Genomic DNA, 18,707 nt, shown 5'->3' on the forward strand with positions numbered 1-18,707 from the left:
CGTCATGGACGCGCGGGCGCGCGGGTCGGCAAGGTTGACGGTGCTCAATTTCCCTCCGCGGAGACTGGGTTGCGCGGGAGCCTGCCGGCGAGAACGGCCAGCACGTCGGCCGCGGCCGCGGCCCCCATCTTGTCGATGGCCTCCACCGTCTGCGCCCCGATGTGCGGGGTGAGGGTGACCCGGCCGGCCAGCTCCGGGTCGAGCAGCGGCGACGCGCCGCCGGATTCGGTGGTGAGCATGTCGGCCGCGTACGCGCCGAGCCGCCCGTCGTGCAGGGCCGCGGCGATGTCGGCCTCGCTGACGAGGTCGGCCCTGGCCGTGTTGATGAGCACGAGCCCGGGGCGTACGGTCGCGAGCCACCGCTCGTCGATCAGCGTGGCCCCGCCGGGCGCGTGCAGGGAGACGACGTCGCAGGTGGCCAGCTCCGCGAGCGGCAGGCACGGAATGTCGCCGGGCGACGCGTACGGGTCGTGCCCCACCACCTCACAGCCGAGCGCGGATGCCCGGCGGGCGAACGCCCGGCCGATGCGGCCGAGGCCGGCGACGCCGACGCGCAGTGAGGCGATCTCCCGGCCGCGGATGGGCGTCCAGAGGCCGGCCCGCACCCGGCGATCGCCTTCGGTGACGCCGCGTAGCGCGCTGAGCAGCAGTGCCAATGCCAGGTCGGCGACGGCGTCGGTGTTGGCGCCGGGCGTGTTCGTGACGGTCACGCCGTGCCGCGCGGCCGTGACCAGGTCGACGGAGTCGACGCCGACCCCGTACCTGGCGATCACGCGCAGCCTCGGCGCGGCGGCCAGATGGGCCTCGGTGATCGGCCCGGTGCCCGCGATCCACCCGTCGGCTCCGGCGAGCAGCGGCCGGAGCTCGCCGAGTTCGTGCGTGACGGGACCGCGTACGACCTGCGCCCCGGCCGCCGCCAGCTCACCGGCCACGTTCCGCGCCCCGGACCCGAACGACCGCGAGGTCACCACGACCTTCAGTGCCTCGGTCACCGGGCCTCCCTCGCGGCCCGGTGCCAGGACTCCAGGCGGTCGTAGGCGTCGCGGAAGACGGCGTGGCGTCGTACGTAGGCTTCATGGCGCTGGGAGTCGGGCTCGAACTCGGCGGTGACCTGCGACAGCGTGCCGGCCACCGCGAACGAGCCGAGCACGCCCGCGCCCACGCCCGCGGTCACCGCCGCGCCGAGGCTGCCCGCCTCCTCGGCGATGGTGCGGCGCCGCACCGGCACGCCCCACACGTCGGCGAGGATGCCCAGCCACACGTCGGAGGCCGCGCCGCCGCCGATCGCGTCGACCGCGTCCACGGACGCTCCGGCCTCGCGGAGCGCGAGCAGGCACGTGTACAGGTTGAAGGCGACCCCTTCGAGCACCGCGCGAGTGAGATGCGCCGGCCCGTGGTGCCGGGAGACACCGAGGAAGGCGCCCCGTGTCTCGGGATCCCAGTACGGCGAGCGCTCGCCCAGCAGGTGCGGCAGGAAGTAGAGCCCTTCGCCGGAGGCCTGCGCGGTGCCGGCGGCCGCGACCAGCGAGCGGAACCGCTCCTCGTCCGCGCCGGGCCGCAGCACCTCACTGATCCACGCCAGCGAGCCGCCGCCGGCCTGCATGGTCGCCGTCGGCACGTAAAGTCCGGGCACCACATGGTCGAAGGTCATCGTGCGTTTGCCCGGGTCGAGCAGCGGCGCCTCGGAGGCCAGCGAGATCCACGAAGAGGACCCGAGGTAGACGTAGGCGCCGTCGGCCGGGCTCACCACGCCCGCGCCGACCGCGGCGATCGGCCCGTCGCCGCCGCCGGCCACCACCGGGGTGCCCGGCCGGAGCCCGGTGACCGCGGCCGCCGCGGCGGTGACCGTACCGACGATCGAGGTCGACGGCACGATCTCCGGCAGCAGCGCCGGGTCGATCCCGGCCGCCGCGAGCAGCTCCGCGGACCAGACACCCGCCGTCTGGTCGTAGGCGTTGGTGCCCGACGCGTCGGACGGGTCGGTGACCAGCCGCCCGGTCAGCCGCTGCACGACGAAGTCCTTGGCCAGGCACACGTGCGCGATCCGCGCGAACACCTCTGGCTCGTGCTCGCGCACCCATGCCACCTTGTGCAGGCTGTAGGTGGGGTTGAGCCGGTGCCCGGTCAGCGCGTACGCCCGATCGTCACCGACCGCCGCCGCGACCCGCTCACATTGCTCGCCGCTGCGGGTGTCGGCCCAGATGAGCGCCGGGCGTACCGGCTCGTACGCCGCGTCGAGCAGCACCGCGCCCATCATCTGCCCGGACAGCCCGACCACGCGCACGGCCGAGGGGCTGGTTCCCGTCTCGGCGAGCAGCCGCCGCGTGGCCTCTCCGACCGCGCGCCACCAGTCATGCGGGTCCTGCTCGACCACGCCACCGGTGCCGTAGCGGGTGTCGTACGTGACCGTGACGGCGGCGACCAGGCGCCCCTGCGCATCGTGCAGGGAGGCCTTGTCGCCCGTCGTGCCGAGGTCGTGCGCGATGATCACGCGGTGCCTCCGGTCGCGGCGGGCGCGGGCGTGGATCCCGGCGATTCGGATGGTTCGGCCGCGCGCCGTCTGCCGCGGCCCTGCAACTGGTCGACGGCGACCGCGGCGAGGATCAGCGCGCCGATCGCGATCTGCAGGTAGAACGGGTCGATGCCGAGCAGCGTGCCGCCGTTGTTCAGCATGCCGACGATGAGCGCGCCGAGCAGCGTGCCGAGCGCCGTGCCGCGCGCGCCGAACAGGCTCGCCCCGCCGATCACGCAGGCCGCGATCGCCTGCAGCTCGTAGCCGGTGCCCGCGGTCGGCACGCCGTTGCTGAGCCGTGAGGCCAGCAACACGCCGCCGAGCGCGGCCAGCGTGCCGGACAGCGCATAGACGCTGACCTGCACGGACCGTACCGGCACGCCGGCCAGCCTGGCCGACTCCTTGTTGGAGCCGACCGCGTAGACGTAGCGGCCCCAGACCGTACGGCGCAGCGCGAACCAGACGAGCGCGGTCACGATCAGCGTGATCCAGATCAGGTTCGCGATGCCCAGGGTCTCGCCGCCGGCGATCTCGGCGAAGCCGTCGGGCAGCGGCTGCACCGTGCGGCCGCCGGTGAGCAGCAGCGTGAGGCCGCGCGCGATGCCCATGAAGCCGAGCGTCACGATGAACGGCGGCATCCTGACCAGCGCCACGAGCAACCCGCTGATCGCCCCGGTCGCGGCGCCCGCGAGCAGCGCGAGCACGATGGCGAGCGCCACCGATCCGCCGCCGGTCGTCTCGAACACGGCGAGCGCGGCGATCACCCCGGACAGGCCGACCACCGACCCGACGGACAGGTCGATGCCGCCGGTCAAGATCACCAGCAGCTGGCCGATCGCGATGATCGCGTAGATGGACACCTGGCGGCCCAGGTTGTCCATGTTCGTACTGGTCAGGAATGTGTCCGTGAACAAGCTGAGCGCGAGCGCGATCAGCACCAGCACGGGAACGCCGTTCAGCTCGCGGCCGAGGACGTCGCGCATGCCGAGGATCTCCTCAGGCCGCGGCTCGGTCTTCACCCCGCCTCTGTCGTCGTTCCCGGCCGCCTTCGATGTCGCCATCTTCACTCCTCGCTCGCCGCGGCGGTCTCAGCGGTGCCGCCGGCCGCGTTCAGGCTGGCCAGCCGCAGGATCTCCTCCTCGGTGGCCTCGCCCGCGGGCAGGTCGCCGACGAACCGGCCCTCGCGTACGACCACGATGCGGTCACACAGCCCGAGCAGCTCGGGCAGGTAGGACGAGACGACGACCACGGACAGCCCGTCGCGCGCCATCTCGGCCACGATCTGATAGATGTCGGCCTTGGCGCCGACGTCGACACCCTTGGTGGGCTCGTCGAGCAGCAACACCTTGGCGCCGAGCCCGAGCCAGCGCGCCAGCAGCACCTTCTGCTGATTGCCGCCGGACAGAGAGGTCACCGGGTCGTCCAGGTCCGCGAACTTGATCGTCAGGCCCTTGACCGCGGCCGTCACGTGCGCGTCGACCCGCGAGCGGGTCAGCAGGCTCCGGCGGCTCACGGTGCGGTAGCCGGCCAGGGCGATGTTCTCCCTGATGGACAGCTCGGGCAGCAGCCCCGACTCCTGGCGGTCCTCGGTGAGCAGCCCGATGCCGCCGCGCGCGGCCGCCCGCGGCGAGCCCAGCGGCACGTGGGCGCCGTCGACGAGCACCTCGCCGCCGTCGGCGGGGTCGGCGCCGAAAACCGCGCGGACGAACTCCGAGCGGCCCGAGCCGAGCAGCCCGGCGAGCCCGACGATCTCACCTCGACGAACCGTGAGATCGGCCGGTGCCGGGGCGCCGCGTACCCGCAGGCCCCTGACCTCGAGCCGGGGCGTGCCGGTCTCCGGCCGCGCGCCCGGATAGAGGTTCTCCACCGGGCGGCCGACCATCTGCTCGACCAGCGTGTCAGGTGTGTGTCCTGCCATCGGCCTGGTCTCCACGAGCCGGCCGTCGCGCAAAACGGTGACCTTGTCGCCGATCGCGAACATCTCCTCGATGCGGTGCGTGACGTACAGCACCGCGATGCCCTCGTCGCGCAGTTCGCCGATGCGCCGCAGGAGAGCTTCGGCCTCCGCCTCCGCCAGCGCCGTGGTGGGCTCATCGAAGATCACCAGCCTGGCGTCCAGGCCGAGCACCCGCGCGATCTCCACCAGCTGGCGGGTCGCGGTGGGCAGCTCGCCGACGGGCGTGCCGAGGTCGAGGCGGCCGAGCCCGACCCGCTCCAGGTGGGCGCGGGCCTGCGCGCGGCCGGCCGCGCGCCGCAGCAGGCCGCCCCTGCTCGGGAAGCGGCCCATCAGCATGTTGTCGCCGACGCTCAGCTCGGGCAGCAGGCTGAGCTCCTGATACACCGCGCCGGCGCCGGCCTCGCGGGCCTGCGCGGGAGACAGGCTCACCGCCTGATCGGCGCCGTTGATCGCATACGAGCCGCCGTCGCGGGCCACCGCGCCGGTCAGCACCTTGATCAGGGTCGACTTACCGGCGCCGTTCTCCCCGGCCAGGCAGTGCACCTCGCCGGCGTACAGGTCGAGATCGACGCCGCGCAGCGCGACGACCCGTCCGTAGGTCTTGCCGACCCCGCGCAGCGCGACGACGGGTGTCGTGGCCTTGCCGTCCATCGGTCACCTCCCGCCTCAGCCGGTGGTCTTCGGCGGGTTGAGCAGCGACCGCAGCTCGGGCGCCTCGACGTTCCCGGAGTCGATGAGTACGGCGCCGGGGTCGAGTGCCACCGGAGGCACGGTGCCCCGTACGGCCATCGCCGCCTCGACCACGCCCTGGAAGCCGAAGAAGAACGGGTTCTGCACCAGGATGCCGTCAAGCGTGCCCTGCTTGACCGCGCTGACCTCGGCCGGGTCGGAGTCGAACGCGACGACCGCGAGGTCCTTGGCGTTCTTCTCACCGACCGCACGGGCCGCGCCGGTGCCCGAGGTGTTGTTGTCCGCGAACACGCCGGCCAGGCCGGGGTCGCTGCTGATCGCGTCGGCGACCTGGCTGACCGCCTTGTTGAGGTCGTTGTCGTTGACCAGCGTCTGCTTGACGGTGGCGTCCGGGCACTTGCCGGCAAGGCCCTTCTTGAAGCCGTCGAACCGGTCGACCAGCACCTGCTGCCCGGACGCGGCGGACTCGTGCAGGATCTTGCCGTCGGCCTTGCCCTGCTTGGTCATCAACTCGCACATGCGTTCACCGGCCTGCTGGCCGGCCTTGATGTTGTCGGTGCCGATGAAGCCCTCCGACTTGGTGGTCACCGCGTTGTCCACCACGATCACCTTGACCCCTGCCTGGCGGGCTCGGTCGATCACGTCGTTCAGCGCGGTCGAGGAGTTGGGGGCGAGCACGATCGCCTGGGAGCCGCGGGCGATCGAGTCCTCCACCAGCCGCACCTGCGGCTCGATGTCGGTCTCGGAGGTGGGGCCGGTCAAGTGCAGGTCGACGCCCAGATCGGCGCCGGCCTTCTTGGCGCCCGCCAGCATCGACTGCCAGAACTCCGACTCGGTGGCCTTGACGATCACGTCGATCTTGGCGCCGGAGACGCCTGCGGTGACCGGTCTCGACGAGGAGGCCTCGCCCCCGAACGCGGCCTTGCCCGCCACCACGCCGGCGGCCAGCGTGAGCACGGCGGCGAAGCCGGCCAGGCCTGGGGAGACGTACCTGAAGCGTGCCATGGGCTGCTCCTTTGTGCGGGCCCGCCGTGGGGGTCAGCCGGCCGCGGAGAAGGGGGCGAGAGTGTAGGAGGCGCCGTCGCGGTAGACCCGGCGGCCCATGCCGTGCTCGACGACCCAGCCGTAGTCGTGGCCCGCGGAACCGGGGTAGACGGCCAGGAACCGGTACGGCTCGTCGCCGACGTTGACACTGCGGTGCGCCCAGCCGGGCGGGATGTAGCCGATCATGCCGGGCTCCATCTCGATCCACTCGGTGCGCGTGCCGTCGTACATGAGCACACCGCCGCGCCCGGAGAGGCCGAGGTAGATCTCACCCTGGGGATCCGGGTGCATGTGGCCCTTGGTCATGTGGAACTCCCCGCTCACCGCGCCAGGGAGGATCGTGGTGAGCGACTGAGGCAGCTCCCCGGCGGCTTCCGGCACCGGGGATGCCGCCACCGTGTAGACCACCGGATCGTCGCCGTCGGCGGCGCGCCTGCGCGCGTCCTCATCGGCGAACAGCCCTGCCACGTCCGACATGCGGCGGGTCAGCAGCGGGCCTTCGGGTGTCATGGTTCCGTGAGCGGCGGAGAAGGAGATCCGCAGCGGGTCGATGGGCGGGATGGCGTACGCAGTCACAAGACCTGTTCCCTCCGGTGCCAGGAAGATTGCCGGAATAGTAATCCTGTAATGACAGGACTTCAACCCCCGAGCCACCTCCGATCACAGGTGGCCGGCCCGCGGTTTTCCTTCCTGGATCAGGCCCCGGCGGACGGATCGCCGCAGGTCAATCGACGACGATCATCAGGGGCCGGGACGGGGACGCGGCCGAGCCCTCGCGGGTCAGCTCGACCTCGAACCGGCTGCGATCGCCACGGTGAAAGGCGACGAACGCCTCCACCGGCCTGCTCGCTTCCCCGACGCTCACGCTGCGCAGCACGAGCACCGGATCGCCGCGCTTGATGCCGAGGCTGCGGGCCAGCGGGGCCGATGCGATCGAAGCCTCCACGGAGCGGTGCCCGCGTACCAGCTTGACCTGGTACTTCTCCTCCAGCAGGGCATACAGGGACTGGTCGGTGAGATCGTCGTCGAGCAGGCCGGGGGACAGGTCGTACGGGATGTGGGTGAGCGTCAGGACCCAGGGCTCGCCGTCGACGAACCGGAGCCGCTCGATGGCTATCACCTCGGTGCCGGGCTCGATCTGCAGCTGGGCCGCGACCTGCGGATCCGCGGGAACCTTGGCCAGCTTGCGCACCTCGCTGCGCAGGTGGGACCCGCGCGCGGCCACATCCTCGAACAGGCCGGTCAGCGACTGCACGAGCCCCTCGGACGTCTTGGGCTCGGCGATGAACGTGCCGCGGCCCTTGACCCGGTCGATCACGCCCTCGTATTCCAGCTCGGCCAGCGTCTGCCGGACGACCGTGCGCGAGACCTCGTAGGTGGCGCACAGGTCGTGGTCCCCGGGCAGCCGGTCGCCCGGGCGCATGCCACGCGTGCCGATCTCCTCTAGCAGGATCAGCTTCAGCTGGTAGTAGAACGGCACCGGAGACGACCGGTCGATCGAGGGCGACATGATATGACAGGATAACAACTAACAGCTCACAAGTTGTCGACTGAGCGACGTGGCACCGTGGCTCAGTCCGCACCGCTTGGAGAGCACGACAGCGCGAGGGAGAGGGGCCGGGCATCGATGCAGGCGTCGGAGTTCACGCGGGCGGTGGCCGCGGCCATGTCGATCGCCTCATCACTTGGTCTGACAGCCGACGACGCGGTCGTTCTTCATAACTCGAACAAGCTCGCGCTGCGTCTGCTGCCTTGTGACGTCCTGGCCCGGGTGGCGCCTGTGGCTCAGCAGGTCGCACAGTTCGAACTCGAGCTCGCTCAACGGCTCGCCGAAACCGGGAGCCCGGTGGCTGCTCTTGAGCCTCGAGTCGAGCCCCGCGTCTACGAGCGTGACGGCTTCGCGGTCACGCTGTGGACCTTCTACGAACCCGCGACGCCTGGAGAAGTCCCACCAGCCGACTACGCCCATGCGCTCGGGCGGCTGCATGACGGCATGCGCAAGCTCGATGTCCCCACGCCGCACTTCACGGACCGGGTCGAGGAGGCCCAGCAACTCGTGGCAAGCCGCGACCGCACTCCGGAGCTCGCCGACGCCGACAGGGAGCTCCTCGGCGGCACGTTACGAAGCCTGAGGCGATCGATCGGCGAGCGCGGCGGCGCCGAGCAGGTCCTGCACGGCGAGCCGCACCCGGGCAACCTGCTCAGCACGAAGAGCGGGCTGCTGTTCATAGACTTCGAGACGTGCTGCCGTGGGCCTGTCGAATTCGACCTCGCCCATGCGCCGGATGAAGTCGGCGAGCACTATCCGGGTGCCGATCAAGGCTTGCTGCGCGAATGCCGGATCCTCATGCTGGCGATGGTCACGATGTGGCGCTGGGACCGGGACGACCAACTCCCCGACGGGCGCCGGCTGGCGGCGGAGTGGCTCGGCCAGATCCGGGCAGCGCTCGATCGCGACGGCCTGGATATCCATGGCTGATCCCGGCTGCCGCTGGACACACCCGGATCACGCCCCCGTGTAGGTCATCGCCGACCACACGCTCGGGTGCGGGACGTGGCTTCTGTCCCGGAACTTCCGCTGTGCCTGGCGCAGGGCCTCACACGGCTCCAGGCCTTCGTCGCGCCAGAACCGGTAGAAGTACGTGACGAGCTTCGCGACGGCAGGGCCCTGCACGGCCCAGAGCGACCCGACAGCGCCCGCCACCCCGGCTTCGATGAGTCCTGTAGGCAGACTCACGACCTCGTCCGGCAGTTCGGCGCCCATCATCGCCGATTCGCACGCCGGCAGGACCGCGAGGCGCGCGGGTGTCCGTCGTCGTCTCATGACGTCCTGGACGGTCAGAATGTCGTCCTCGGCCATCAGCAGGCCGCCGCGCAGGGGGTCGCTCTGCTTGGCGGTTCCGTGACAGCACAGGTGCAGGACGCTGTACCGGTCCAGCGCGGCCATCACCGTGTCACGGGTGGCGGCCTCCCTGCGTATCAGGGCGATCGGGTCGCTGTCCCGGAGCGGCCCCGAGCGGGCGAACAGCTCGGCCACCTCACTCACTTCGCGGGTCGCCCCAGCCATCGGATCGGCGCTCTGCGCGTCCGGATCCTCGACGATCAGCATCGAGTCGGGGCTCGTGCGGGCGGCCATCTGACGGGCGGCCTCCCGCGCGCGGGTGTTGGCGCTGTAGGAGATGCGGACGTCGTCGAGCGCGTACCGCCTGCCATGGGGCGCCGCTGGATCCTCGGTCCAGGCGGCGTGCAGCGGCAGCAGGCCGAGATACCCGCACGGGATGAGGACCAGCTCCGCCGCTCCGGACGGCAGGGTCGCCAGGACGTCGCCCATGACCGTGGCCCACAACCAGTGGCCCAGGTCGTCCAGCTCCGCCTCCCACCGCTCCAATTCGCCGGCGGACAGGTATTCGGCATACGCCTTGGCGTGCCGATGGGTGCGTTCGCGGAGTGCTTCAGACTTCAGCGCGGGCAGCAGCACGTGCGACACGGGCGCGTCCGGTCGCACGATCAGGGCGACGCCGCCCGGAATCGCGGCGGCGACATAGGCGATCGATGTCGTATCGGCTTCCTGGTCGGTCGCCGTGCCCGGCTGTCGCGCGGCCGGCTCGCTCATCGGGCGTTGGAGCGCCTCTGCGAGGAGCCTCGCCCGTCCCTGTTCCAGCGCGCCGACCGCGCCGTCCAGGTCGCCGGTCATCACCCGGGCATACGCCAGCCCGGCCGCGAACCGCCGTGTCCCGGTGAGCCAGGTCTCCTTGTCGGACCGCGACAACTGCCGGCCGACCATCGCCTGCAATGCGTCCATGCCGTACTGATAGGCCTCTGTGGCCTCGTGCCACTGACCGCGTTCCGTGGCCCAGCCGCCCCAGAGGTTCGCGGTGGCCAGCACTGTCCTCGGCGAGGAGCGGAGCCCGAGCTGACAACATCGGCGGTAGTGGCCAGTTGCCGCCGGCTCGTCGGCTGCCCTTCCTCCTCGGCGCAGGGCATTGGCCAGTGCGCCCAGGAAGCTCGGGAGCAGGGGTGAACCCTCGTGGGTATTGCTGACCGCTTCCTCGCAGAGGGCGACGCATTCCCGGGCCTCCTCGTCGCTGAGGCTGTCCTGCTTCAGTAAGGTGTCCGCGAGAGCGACCCCGGTGCCCCAGCGGTCAGCGGAGTGCGAGGATTCGTGCGCTTCGCGGTAGAGGCCGATGGCACGGGTGAGGTCGGCGCTGTTCCCGTCCAGTTCGGAACGATCAACGAGGCAGCCGGCCAGATGTGAGAGCCGTTCCACACGATCCGCTGACTTCGGCGCAGTGTTCGCCACCGCCTCTTCGCACAGACTGATCGCCTGCTCCAGGTCGGCTCGATCACGCGTGTTCATGTATCGCTGACGCAGGCAGGTGCCCCAGCCGGTCAAGACGGTCGTGTGTGTCTCTGCTGAGAACCCACCGGCGGCCGCTCGTGTCATCGGGCCGGAGGTGTCCACCCGCGCTGCCGCGGCCTGGCTGAACGTGTCTATCGCCCGGTCCAGATCCGCGAGGTCACCCGTCCGCTGGTGCCGGGTGTTGAGCACGGCGGCCCAGCCCGCCAAGTGCCCCGCGAGGTCTTTCGAGCCCGCCGGGGTCGCCGATACCGCCCGGGCGTGCGCGCTTATCGCAAGATCGAGATCGCCGGGGTCGCCGGTCGCGGTGTGGCGATTGCGGAGGCTCACGCCCCAGTTGGCCAGATGCGCCGCCAGCTCACTCGAATCGGCCGGTGTGGCTCGCACCGCCCGCTCATGCCAGTCGACCGCGAAGTTCAGGTCCTCCCCGATGCCGGTCGCCTTCCATCGGTCGAGATACCGGTTCCCCAACCCGGTCAGCTGCCCCGGCCAGTCCGCCGAATCGCGCGGCGTCGCGGCGACCGCACGCTGCTGGGCGTCCAAGGCCGCCTCCGCGTCGGCGATCGCTCCGGTGCGGTTGTAGCGATCGGACAAGATGGTCCCGAGTCTCATGAGCAGGTTCGGCACCACGGCGTGCTCCAGCGGAGCGGCCCCACGGCTTTGTCGAACGCATCCACTGCCGCGTTCAGGTCGTCCAGTTCCCGCGAGAGCCTGAACCGGTCCCGCAGGGCGCTTCCGAGCCTCTCCAGGCTGTCGGTGAGCTGGAGTGTGTTCGTCGTCGTCGCCACGGCGCGCCGGAACGCCGTGATCGCCTGCTCCAGGCTCAGCGGGTCCCGGGACGATTCGTACTTACGTTGCCAGGCAATTCCGTAGCCACTCAGCTGAAGCCACAGATCTTCTCTTGTCGTGACCTCGGGAAGGGTCCGCTCGTGGACGGCGATCGCCTCGTCCACATCCGCGATGTCGCCGGACAGGTCGAACCTGTCGCGAAGTGCCACCGCGAGATTGTTGCTGAGATCGATCAGCAGCGGTTCGCGGGCGGTGGCCACTGCTGTCGCCCGCCGCAACGCGTCGATGGTCGCGGTGAGGTCGGCGGCATCGCCGGCGAGATCGAAGCGTCTCCTCAGCCCTTGGGAGAGGTTCCCCAGTAGCCCCGCGAGATTGTCAGCTCTGTCGTCCGCCGCCTCGACGGAAGCGCGGTACACGGTCACCGCCTCATCGAGGTAGGCGCGGTCGCCGGTGTGCGCATGAAGATCGGTGAGCACGTTGCCGACGGTCGTCATGAGACCGGGCCTGTCCACCAACCCTTCCGGGGCGCCGGCCAGTGCTCGCCGGCTGACGTCAAGGGCCTCCCGCAGGTCGGCCAGGTCCTCGGTGATGGCGTAACGAGTGGTGAGCGCGTCGCTGAGGTTGTTGAGGTGGAAGGGATAGTCGCCGGACTTCGGATCTGCGGCGTCCACCACGCCATGCCAGCACTCGATCGCGGCGTCGATGGCGTCGGACTCGCCATGGCGCTTCATCAACATGATCGCGGTCCGTCCGAGAACGGAGATCCGGGCCTCCGGCGGGGCGCCGAGCTCCGCCATCTCCTCCTGCGACTCGCGCACCATCTCCATGATCTTCGCCACGGCGGTCCGTTCGCCGCCGTGCCCCACCTCGTTGAACGCCTGCGGTATTCCCACCTCGCGAGCGCGCCGCAGTATCCGCCGATGCGTGGCGAAGACCTCGGCGGAACCGTCACCCCGCGACTCGGCAGCCTGAACGAACCGCGCCACAAGCCGGTCAGCGGCACTGTCCAATAGCTCGGGATGCTCTTCGGCTATCCGGCGTGACGCGCTCCAAGAATCCGCCCGGATGAACTCGAACATGACAGGCAGGATCCTGAGCTGCTCGGGATCGAGGGTGCTGGACCCGAGTGCGTTCCGCATATTCCGGATGCCGGCGATGAACGATCGCAGTTGTTTTAGCTTGGCGACCATGCCGGCGTTACCGTGGGCGCGTGCGGTGGCGATGAGGTTGTCGACGGCATCATCGTCCTCGGCCGTCAACAGTTCCGGGTGCTCACGCAGGATCTCCGCCGACTCCGCCATCTCTTCGGATTCCATCGCCGTGAAATCAGCTCCATCATGCCTTGCTCGTGGGTGAGTTCAGGCTGGGCCGCTGCCTTCTCCACGCCGGCATCCATGCGCTGACGCACGAGCTCCAGCCTTGACCGTACTCCGCCGGCCAGATCTGTGCGCCCCTGCCTTTGCAGGGAGTCGGCGAAGCGCTCAAGAAACTCGAAGCTTCTTCCTTGAACTCCGGCGAGAACTGCCTGCGACGCCTCGTCACGTACCTACCTCTTCCAGGCTTCTGTCGGCTTATGTAGCCGACTGTCCGGAATCTGATAGGCACCTCAATCGCCTGAGCCGCTTGGCCAGCATCAGCGCATAGCAGTGATCGCATCCGGTCGTCGGATTCCAGGTGACCTCGGTCCACTCGATCCTCGTTGAGGTGCTCATGCACGCCCTCCGGCGAAACTGCGTGGCACGCCATGACGGACGTGATCGAGAATCTGTCCATGGACGTTCCGGAGCTGCTTCGCCGCGCAGCGGCGCTGGTCCCCGCGCACGTGAGAAGCGATGTCGGAATGTCGGCACAGGACGTGCTCGAGTACCTGGGTCATGACGAATGGGAGGTCGCGCTCGGTGTTCTCGAGGACTTCGACGGCATCCATTGGCAACCGGTCGAGTATTGGACCTTCCTCGCTGACGCCGCTCAACAGATGTGGCTCAAGCACGACGCTGCTTGGTGCCACTGGCGGGCAACCGAGACCCGCAACGGCCTTCTCCTTAGGGCCGATCTGCAACTCATCAGCCCAGAAGCAGGAGGGCGTCGACTTCCGATCCCCGGTGCCGGCCAACTGCGGCCGATGTGGGGTATCGGATCCCCTGACCTGCCCGACGGTCTTGCGGACCTGCACGTCGGCTTCGTCTGGGTCGAGTCCGCGCGCGAAGTCCCACCAGGTGGGCAGGGCCACCTCAGACTTTGCCCGCTCAGCCCTGCGAACTGGAGACACCTCAGCCCAGGTGACCAGATCACCATGCACGAGCAGAAACCGGTTGGGGGAATCGCGACGATCACGGAGATCCAGATTCGCGAGTCCTTTGCGACCTGACGACGCGGCCGCCGGGATCGCCAACACCGGCCCCCGCGCCACGGCGCTGTCGGTGCCGCAACTGCGGGAGCTGGTGGCCGCGTGCGCGCTGCCCGGCGCGCCCGGACGGCCGCCGCGCTCGCCGGCCGCGGCGGCCCGGGACGCCCTGGTGCTGGTGCTGGGCTGGGCGATGATGGCGCGCCGGGGCGAGCTGTGCGCGTTGAACCTGGCCGACGTCGCCGAGGTCACGTGCGGCCTGGAGGTGCTGGTGCGCCGCTCCAAGAACGACCAGTCCGCGACCGGTCACTTTGTCGCGCTTCCCCACGGCCGTGACCCGCGCACCTGTCCGGTGCTGGCCTGGCGGGCCTGGACCGGCCTGCTCGCCGAGCAGGAGATCACCACGGGTGCGGTGTTCCGGCGTTTCCACCGCTCCGGCCGGATCGGCGACCGGCTGTCGGAGCAGTCGCTCTACAACATCGTGACGGATGCCGCCGAGCGCGCCGGGCGGGGCGGGCATCCGGCCGCACGGTCTGCGCGCCGGTGGCGCGACTGGGGCCTACCTGGGCGGTGCGGACGCGCTGCTGATCGGGTGGCATGGGCGATGGCGCGACGGGTCCCGGACGGTGCTGGGCTACCTCCGCGACATCGACCGGTGGGCCCGCAACCCGATGCGCGACAGCGGTCTGTAGCCGGTCCTGTAGGGTCTCAACGATCTTGGCACCGATCTGGCACATGTGCCAGATCGGTGAGACAGCCTTTCTGCGAGAGGGTGTCTCTGAGTACTGGTTTGATCCTTTCGTGCATGGGCCGGAGCTGGGATACCAAGATCCAGTCCTTGATCTTGCCGGGATAGCCTGGCTTCCAGCGTCGGCCCGCCCCCCGGCGGCGCTCGAACCTCGTCGGCGACCATCCGGCTGGCCGGTCGTCGGACAACGTGTCGGCTATGTCAATCGGTCGTGCTGGCGTGCACGGCGATGATTCGCCAGCCGTGCGTCTCGCCGTGTAGCCAAGTACGGGTGTAGCGCATCCTGGCCGCGAACGGCGCACCGGAGATGGTCCCTTCGACGGTGCCGAGAAACCACGTCACCCCGGTGCGCCCATCGGCGAGCACGGTCAACTCCTCCTCGGCCACCTTCGTCATCACCTGCGCCCGAGTGCGGTGCAGCTCCAGATCGTCCGCCTTGGTCGCAACGTTCGCACCGAAGGTAAAGATCAGCCGATCATCCAGCAGCCGATCCAGCGCCTCGACATCTCCAGCGAGCTGCGCGGTCTGGAGTCGGCGCTCGGCGTCCCGCAAGTCCTCCATCATGAGGTCCACCCTCCCAGCCAGCGCCGTATCCGCGCCAGGACGTTCACGCTCGGCTGATCGTTGCAGTCCTATCCAGGGACTCCGATCGACCGATCCTGACCATCAGTCCCCGCAGGTGAGGAAACCGCCATGATCGTGAGACAAGTGGGCCGCCACATCAGTGAGACAGTGCGGAAACCCGCAGGTCACGCAAGATCAAGATGTCACGAAGACTGAGACCCTACAACGGGGCGGCTCCTCAACGATCACTGAGAATTGCCCTCGATCTCGCGCAGAGCTTCTATCGCGTCAGGGTCGCCGAGGTACGCGCTTGCTCCACCTCGCCCCGCTCCTTCAGCAGCACCCCCAGGCCGACCATCGCGCCGGAGTCGCCGGTCAGCACCCCGTAGTCGCCGCCGTTAGTCGGCTTCTAGAACGAAGAACAGGAAGGTCAGGAACCTCGTGCCGGTGATCTCGCGGAGCTCCTCGGGAAACAGCTCGCGGGCCTCCGGCGCAAACGGCGGTTCGCTGATGACGCTGATGCGAAAGCCGGCCGCGGTGAAGGCTTCGGTCATCGTATGCAGCGGCCGGCTCCAGAACCTCATCTGGACGGTCTGCCCACCCATGTTCCATTCTTCGGTCCGGCTGCGGGTCTCGAAGTACTTGGGCTTTTCCCCAGCCATGTGCTGAAAGAGAGCGACGCTGAAAGGATGGTCGACCGAGACGAGGAATCTGCCACCAGGCTTCAGCACGCGTCTCAGCTCAGCCAGCGTCGGCCCCCAGTCTTCCAGGTAGTGCAGCACCAGGGACGCGATGACGTCGTCAAACGCCTCATTGGGGAAGGGCAGCGGGCCGGCCAGGTCGGCGACCTGCAAATCCGCGTCGGCGCCCAGCCGCTGCCGGGCCAGCTCCAGCATCCCGGCACTCGCGTCGATGCCGGTGACGATGGCGCCCCGATCGCGCAGCGCGGAGAACAGGGGACCCGAGCCGCAGCCGGCGTCGAGGATCCGCCTTCCGGCCACATCCCCGGCAAGCTCCAGCATCGCGGGCCGCTCATAGTACGCGTTCAGGAGGCTCGTCTCGTTCTCGGCCGCGTACCCCTCAGCCATCCTGTCGTAGTCGTTGTTGGGGGAGGACGGTGCGGTCTCAACCTGATTTTCGGGCTTGGTAGGCATGCGGGCCATTTTGGCCCAGCAGTCTCGGCGGCACAGACATATGGCAGATCTGGATCAAGCATGCAAACGGCCTAACATCCCTCTCGCCAGCGAAGACAGCAGATCGAGCCGAGCCGAAGACCGCGTCTACGGAAGCTTGGTCAGGCGTCCCCGGCACAGCTCGATGATCGCAATCGCCATCTGAACAACGGCCTCGGCTTCGCTCTGCGTTGGAGATCTCTTTGCCCCGCCTCCGTGGCGGTCAGGGTTAGGCCAGAGGTGACGGATCATGCCTTCCAGCGTCTCGCCGTTGCCGCGTGCGTCGTTCGCTGGAAGGTTGAACGACCACTTCGAGGGGTTCGCCTTGAGCTCACCCGCGACGCCCCCGAGGTTGGCCTTGAGCTTGTTCGGTATGACGATCGGGATCAGCAGCTCTTCCACAGCCTTGATCGCGTGGTCCCAGCCATCAGATGGGTCGGGGTTGCGTCCATACACCGCAGCCCAGCCTGCGGCGATCTCCAGGCTTGCTGCACCGGCCGGCTCACCGGGTGTGTCCAGTTAACGGCTCTGGCCCACTTTCGGTGGTGACGGATCGTAGTCAGCCGAGCAGGATGCGGTGGCGGAGGAGTGCGAAGCCGGCTCGGCCGTACATCTGCCTCTTGATCGTTTTTGTTTTGGTGTTGACGCCTTCGGTGCCGCCGTTGTGGAACGGAGGGTGAGGGTGGCGTTGACGGCGGTTCGGTCGTAGTTCAGCCCGCGGGTGAAGGCGTGCATGTGTGGCAGGTCGGCCTGACGTGCTTGTTCGATCCAGGCGGTCAGTAGCCGGTCGTTGCCCTGTTTGGGGTCGAGGAGGGCGGCGAACTCCTCGACCGATGCCTGCTGTGGGACGAAGGCCACCTGCGTCACGGCCCGGAGCTATAGGAGTTCCGGGCCATCATGGCTGACCGACCCTGTGGGACCGATTCTTGGTGCTGCCACCGCGCCCGATCTACGATCCGGCCCGTCCGCCTTTATCGCCGAACCGTCGTGGCAACGTTGACGGAGACCTTTTCGGCCCCGATCCGCTGCATGCGTTCGGTGCCCCATCTTCCCAGGGGGGCCAGGGCAGCGTTGAGCGAGACGCCGTGCTCCGTCAGGGAGTACTCCACCTTCGGCGGCACCTCGCGGTACACCTCCCGATGTACGAGCCCGTCTTCTTCCATCTCCCGCAGATGTTGAATCAGCATCTTTTCGCTGACGCCCGGCAGGCCGCGTCGGAGCTCGGCGAACCGGCGGGTCCCGTAGTTGTGCAACTCCCAGAGGATCAGGGACTTCCACTTCCCGGCGACTACGTCCATCGCGGCGTCGATGCCGCAGAAGTAGGGGCCACGTCGTGCTGAAGTTGCCATCCGCCCCTCCAAGGCCTACTTACCTTCAGGTGGGTACCTGACTAATTAGTCGGTACTGGTCAACCCTACCGGCAGCGGAGAGGATCTCCCCGAACGACGAACACGAGGGGAGCCCCGAAACATGACAACCAACGACAGCGTCCAGGTGAGCATTCTCGGACTGGGCGCGATGGGTAATGCTCTCGCAGTCGCCTTGGTGGAGGCCGGACACGCGACAACGGTCTGGAACCGCTCAGCGGGAAAGGCGGACAACCTGGTTGCGCAGGGGGCGCAGGCTGCCGCCACGGCAGGCGACGCGGTCCGGGCCAGCCAGCTGGTGATTGCATGCCTGCTGGACCACGCGTCGGTCCACGAGGTGCTCGATCCGCTCGCCGATGAGTTGACCGGGCGAACGTTGATCAACGTGACCACGACGACACCGGAGCAGTCGCGCGAGATGGCCGCCTGGGCTGCCGATGCTGGGGTCGCGTACCTGGACGGCGGCATCATGGCCGTCCCGCCAATGATCGGCCAGCCCGGGTCATCGATCCTCTACAGCGGATCGGCCGCCGTTTTCGACCAGTACAAGCCGCTGCTCGAGCTGTGGGGAACCAGTACCTATTTCGGTAAGGATGCCGGGCTGGCGTCTCTGTACGACCTCGCCCTGCTCGCGGGCATGTACGTCATGTTCGCCGGATTCATGCACGGCGCCGCCATGGTCGCGCCGGCCGGCATCACGGCGGGCGAGTTCGCCGCCATGGCCGCACCGTGGCAGAGCGCCATGACCGGCGCGTTCCAAGGGTTCGCCGCGGTCATCGACGGCGGGGACTACACCGTCGAGGGGCAGCAGAGCCTCCAGTTCTCCAACCTCAGTGACCTCCTGGCCGCCAGTTCCGGCCAGGGCATCAGCACCGAGGTGGTCGCCATGGTCCAGCGGCTCATCCAGCGCCAGATCGATGCGGGCCACGGAGAGGAAGGCTTCGCCCGAATCATCGAGAGCATCAAGCAGCCGGTCTAAATCCAGGTGAAGTCGGACGGTCCCGCTGAAAGTCATCCCCACGCTCTACCGCGAGCGCCTACGGCCACAGCAGGTGCCGCTGCCATGGAGCGTCGGCGGCAGTGCGTCCCGCGAGCCGCAGGCGATCGGTCATCGCTACTGACACCGGATCATGGCCGATGCCGCAAAGTGTTCGGCCACACAT

General features: G+C 69.0%; 17 protein-coding genes and 1 pseudogene. 4 read left to right on the forward strand and 14 right to left on the reverse strand.

All coding sequences use genetic code 11. The annotated features are described in order from the left end of the window. Positions 1–44: 44 nt before the first annotated feature. The 7 genes from ACFPZ3_RS07190 to ACFPZ3_RS07220 form a co-directional block, all read right to left on the reverse strand. The gene (locus tag ACFPZ3_RS07190) at positions 45–992 is read right to left on the reverse strand and encodes an NAD(P)-dependent oxidoreductase (RefSeq protein WP_379513160.1); all 948 of its coding nucleotides are present in this window, start codon (positions 990–992) and stop codon (positions 45–47) included. Then, positions 989–2,491: a xylulokinase gene (xylB, locus tag ACFPZ3_RS07195; RefSeq protein ID WP_379513161.1), complete on the reverse strand. Its 1,503-nt coding sequence runs from the start codon at positions 2,489–2,491 to the stop codon at positions 989–991. Before xylB ends, ACFPZ3_RS07190 begins: the two co-directional genes overlap by 4 nt. Then, the gene (locus ACFPZ3_RS07200) at positions 2,488–3,573 is read right to left on the reverse strand and encodes an ABC transporter permease (RefSeq protein WP_379513162.1); all 1,086 of its coding nucleotides are present in this window, start codon (positions 3,571–3,573) and stop codon (positions 2,488–2,490) included. Before ACFPZ3_RS07200 ends, xylB begins: the two co-directional genes overlap by 4 nt. A 2-nt stretch (positions 3,574–3,575) precedes the next feature. Beyond that, complete coding sequence (locus tag ACFPZ3_RS07205) at positions 3,576–5,120, reverse strand: sugar ABC transporter ATP-binding protein (RefSeq protein WP_379513163.1); 1,545 nt, start codon at positions 5,118–5,120, stop codon at positions 3,576–3,578. A gap of 15 nt (positions 5,121–5,135) precedes the next feature. After that, a complete protein-coding gene (locus tag ACFPZ3_RS07210) occupies positions 5,136–6,164 on the reverse strand; it encodes an ABC transporter substrate-binding protein (RefSeq protein WP_379513164.1) in 1,029 nt (342 codons plus the stop codon). A 33-nt stretch (positions 6,165–6,197) separates the two neighbouring features. Beyond that, entirely contained in the window at positions 6,198–6,779 is a 582-nt protein-coding gene (locus tag ACFPZ3_RS07215; RefSeq protein ID WP_379513165.1) for a glucose-6-phosphate isomerase family protein, read from the reverse strand. A 148-nt stretch (positions 6,780–6,927) separates the two neighbouring features. Continuing rightward, complete coding sequence (locus tag ACFPZ3_RS07220) at positions 6,928–7,713, reverse strand: GntR family transcriptional regulator (protein ID WP_379513166.1); 786 nt, start codon at positions 7,711–7,713, stop codon at positions 6,928–6,930. 117 nt (positions 7,714–7,830) lie between these two features. On the opposite strand from ACFPZ3_RS07220, the gene ACFPZ3_RS07225 reads away from it, so the two are divergent. After that, entirely contained in the window at positions 7,831–8,682 is an 852-nt protein-coding gene (locus tag ACFPZ3_RS07225) for a phosphotransferase enzyme family protein (protein ID WP_379513167.1), read from the forward strand. 27 nt (positions 8,683–8,709) lie between these two features. On the opposite strand, the gene ACFPZ3_RS07230 is transcribed toward ACFPZ3_RS07225, so the two are convergent. Both ACFPZ3_RS07230 and ACFPZ3_RS07235 read right to left on the reverse strand, forming a co-directional pair. Further along, positions 8,710–11,172: a CHAT domain-containing protein gene (locus tag ACFPZ3_RS07230; RefSeq protein ID WP_379513168.1), complete on the reverse strand. Its 2,463-nt coding sequence runs from the start codon at positions 11,170–11,172 to the stop codon at positions 8,710–8,712. Further along, positions 11,169–12,650 (reverse strand): tetratricopeptide repeat protein, encoded by a 1,482-nt coding sequence (locus ACFPZ3_RS07235; RefSeq protein ID WP_379513169.1) that lies wholly within the window; start codon positions 12,648–12,650, stop codon positions 11,169–11,171. The genes ACFPZ3_RS07230 and ACFPZ3_RS07235 overlap by 4 nt, the downstream gene beginning before the upstream one ends. Before the next feature lie 443 nt (positions 12,651–13,093). Between ACFPZ3_RS07235 and ACFPZ3_RS07240 the strand changes: the two genes are divergently transcribed. Both ACFPZ3_RS07240 and ACFPZ3_RS07245 read left to right on the forward strand, forming a co-directional pair. Beyond that, positions 13,094–13,717, forward strand: coding sequence for a hypothetical protein (locus ACFPZ3_RS07240; RefSeq protein ID WP_379513170.1), 624 nt, complete (start codon positions 13,094–13,096; stop codon positions 13,715–13,717). Between the two features lie 464 nt (positions 13,718–14,181). After that, the gene (locus ACFPZ3_RS07245) at positions 14,182–14,385 is read left to right on the forward strand and encodes a site-specific integrase (RefSeq protein ID WP_379513171.1); all 204 of its coding nucleotides are present in this window, start codon (positions 14,182–14,184) and stop codon (positions 14,383–14,385) included. A gap of 257 nt (positions 14,386–14,642) precedes the next feature. Here the strand turns inward: ACFPZ3_RS07245 and ACFPZ3_RS07250 are convergent, their stop codons facing one another. The 5 genes and pseudogenes from ACFPZ3_RS07250 to ACFPZ3_RS07270 all read right to left on the reverse strand — a co-directional run bounded on the left by ACFPZ3_RS07250 (position 14,643) and on the right by ACFPZ3_RS07270 (position 17,526). Then, the gene (locus ACFPZ3_RS07250) at positions 14,643–15,005 is read right to left on the reverse strand and encodes a nuclear transport factor 2 family protein (protein ID WP_379513172.1); all 363 of its coding nucleotides are present in this window, start codon (positions 15,003–15,005) and stop codon (positions 14,643–14,645) included. Between the two features lie 398 nt (positions 15,006–15,403). Further along, positions 15,404–16,168 (reverse strand): class I SAM-dependent methyltransferase, encoded by a 765-nt coding sequence (locus ACFPZ3_RS07255; RefSeq protein WP_379513173.1) that lies wholly within the window; start codon positions 16,166–16,168, stop codon positions 15,404–15,406. A 117-nt stretch (positions 16,169–16,285) separates the two neighbouring features. Next, a complete protein-coding gene (locus tag ACFPZ3_RS07260) occupies positions 16,286–16,579 on the reverse strand; it encodes a hypothetical protein (RefSeq protein ID WP_379513174.1) in 294 nt (97 codons plus the stop codon). A gap of 157 nt (positions 16,580–16,736) precedes the next feature. After that, positions 16,737–17,008: pseudogene (locus ACFPZ3_RS07265) on the reverse strand (transposase); the annotation flags it as partial. A gap of 140 nt (positions 17,009–17,148) precedes the next feature. Next, entirely contained in the window at positions 17,149–17,526 is a 378-nt protein-coding gene (locus tag ACFPZ3_RS07270) for a winged helix-turn-helix transcriptional regulator (protein WP_379513175.1), read from the reverse strand. A 121-nt stretch (positions 17,527–17,647) separates the two neighbouring features. Between ACFPZ3_RS07270 and ACFPZ3_RS07275 the strand changes: the two genes are divergently transcribed. After that, a complete protein-coding gene (locus ACFPZ3_RS07275) occupies positions 17,648–18,523 on the forward strand; it encodes an NAD(P)-dependent oxidoreductase (protein ID WP_379513176.1) in 876 nt (291 codons plus the stop codon). Positions 18,524–18,707 lie beyond the last annotated feature (184 nt).

Source organism: Nonomuraea insulae (assembly GCF_042656245.1).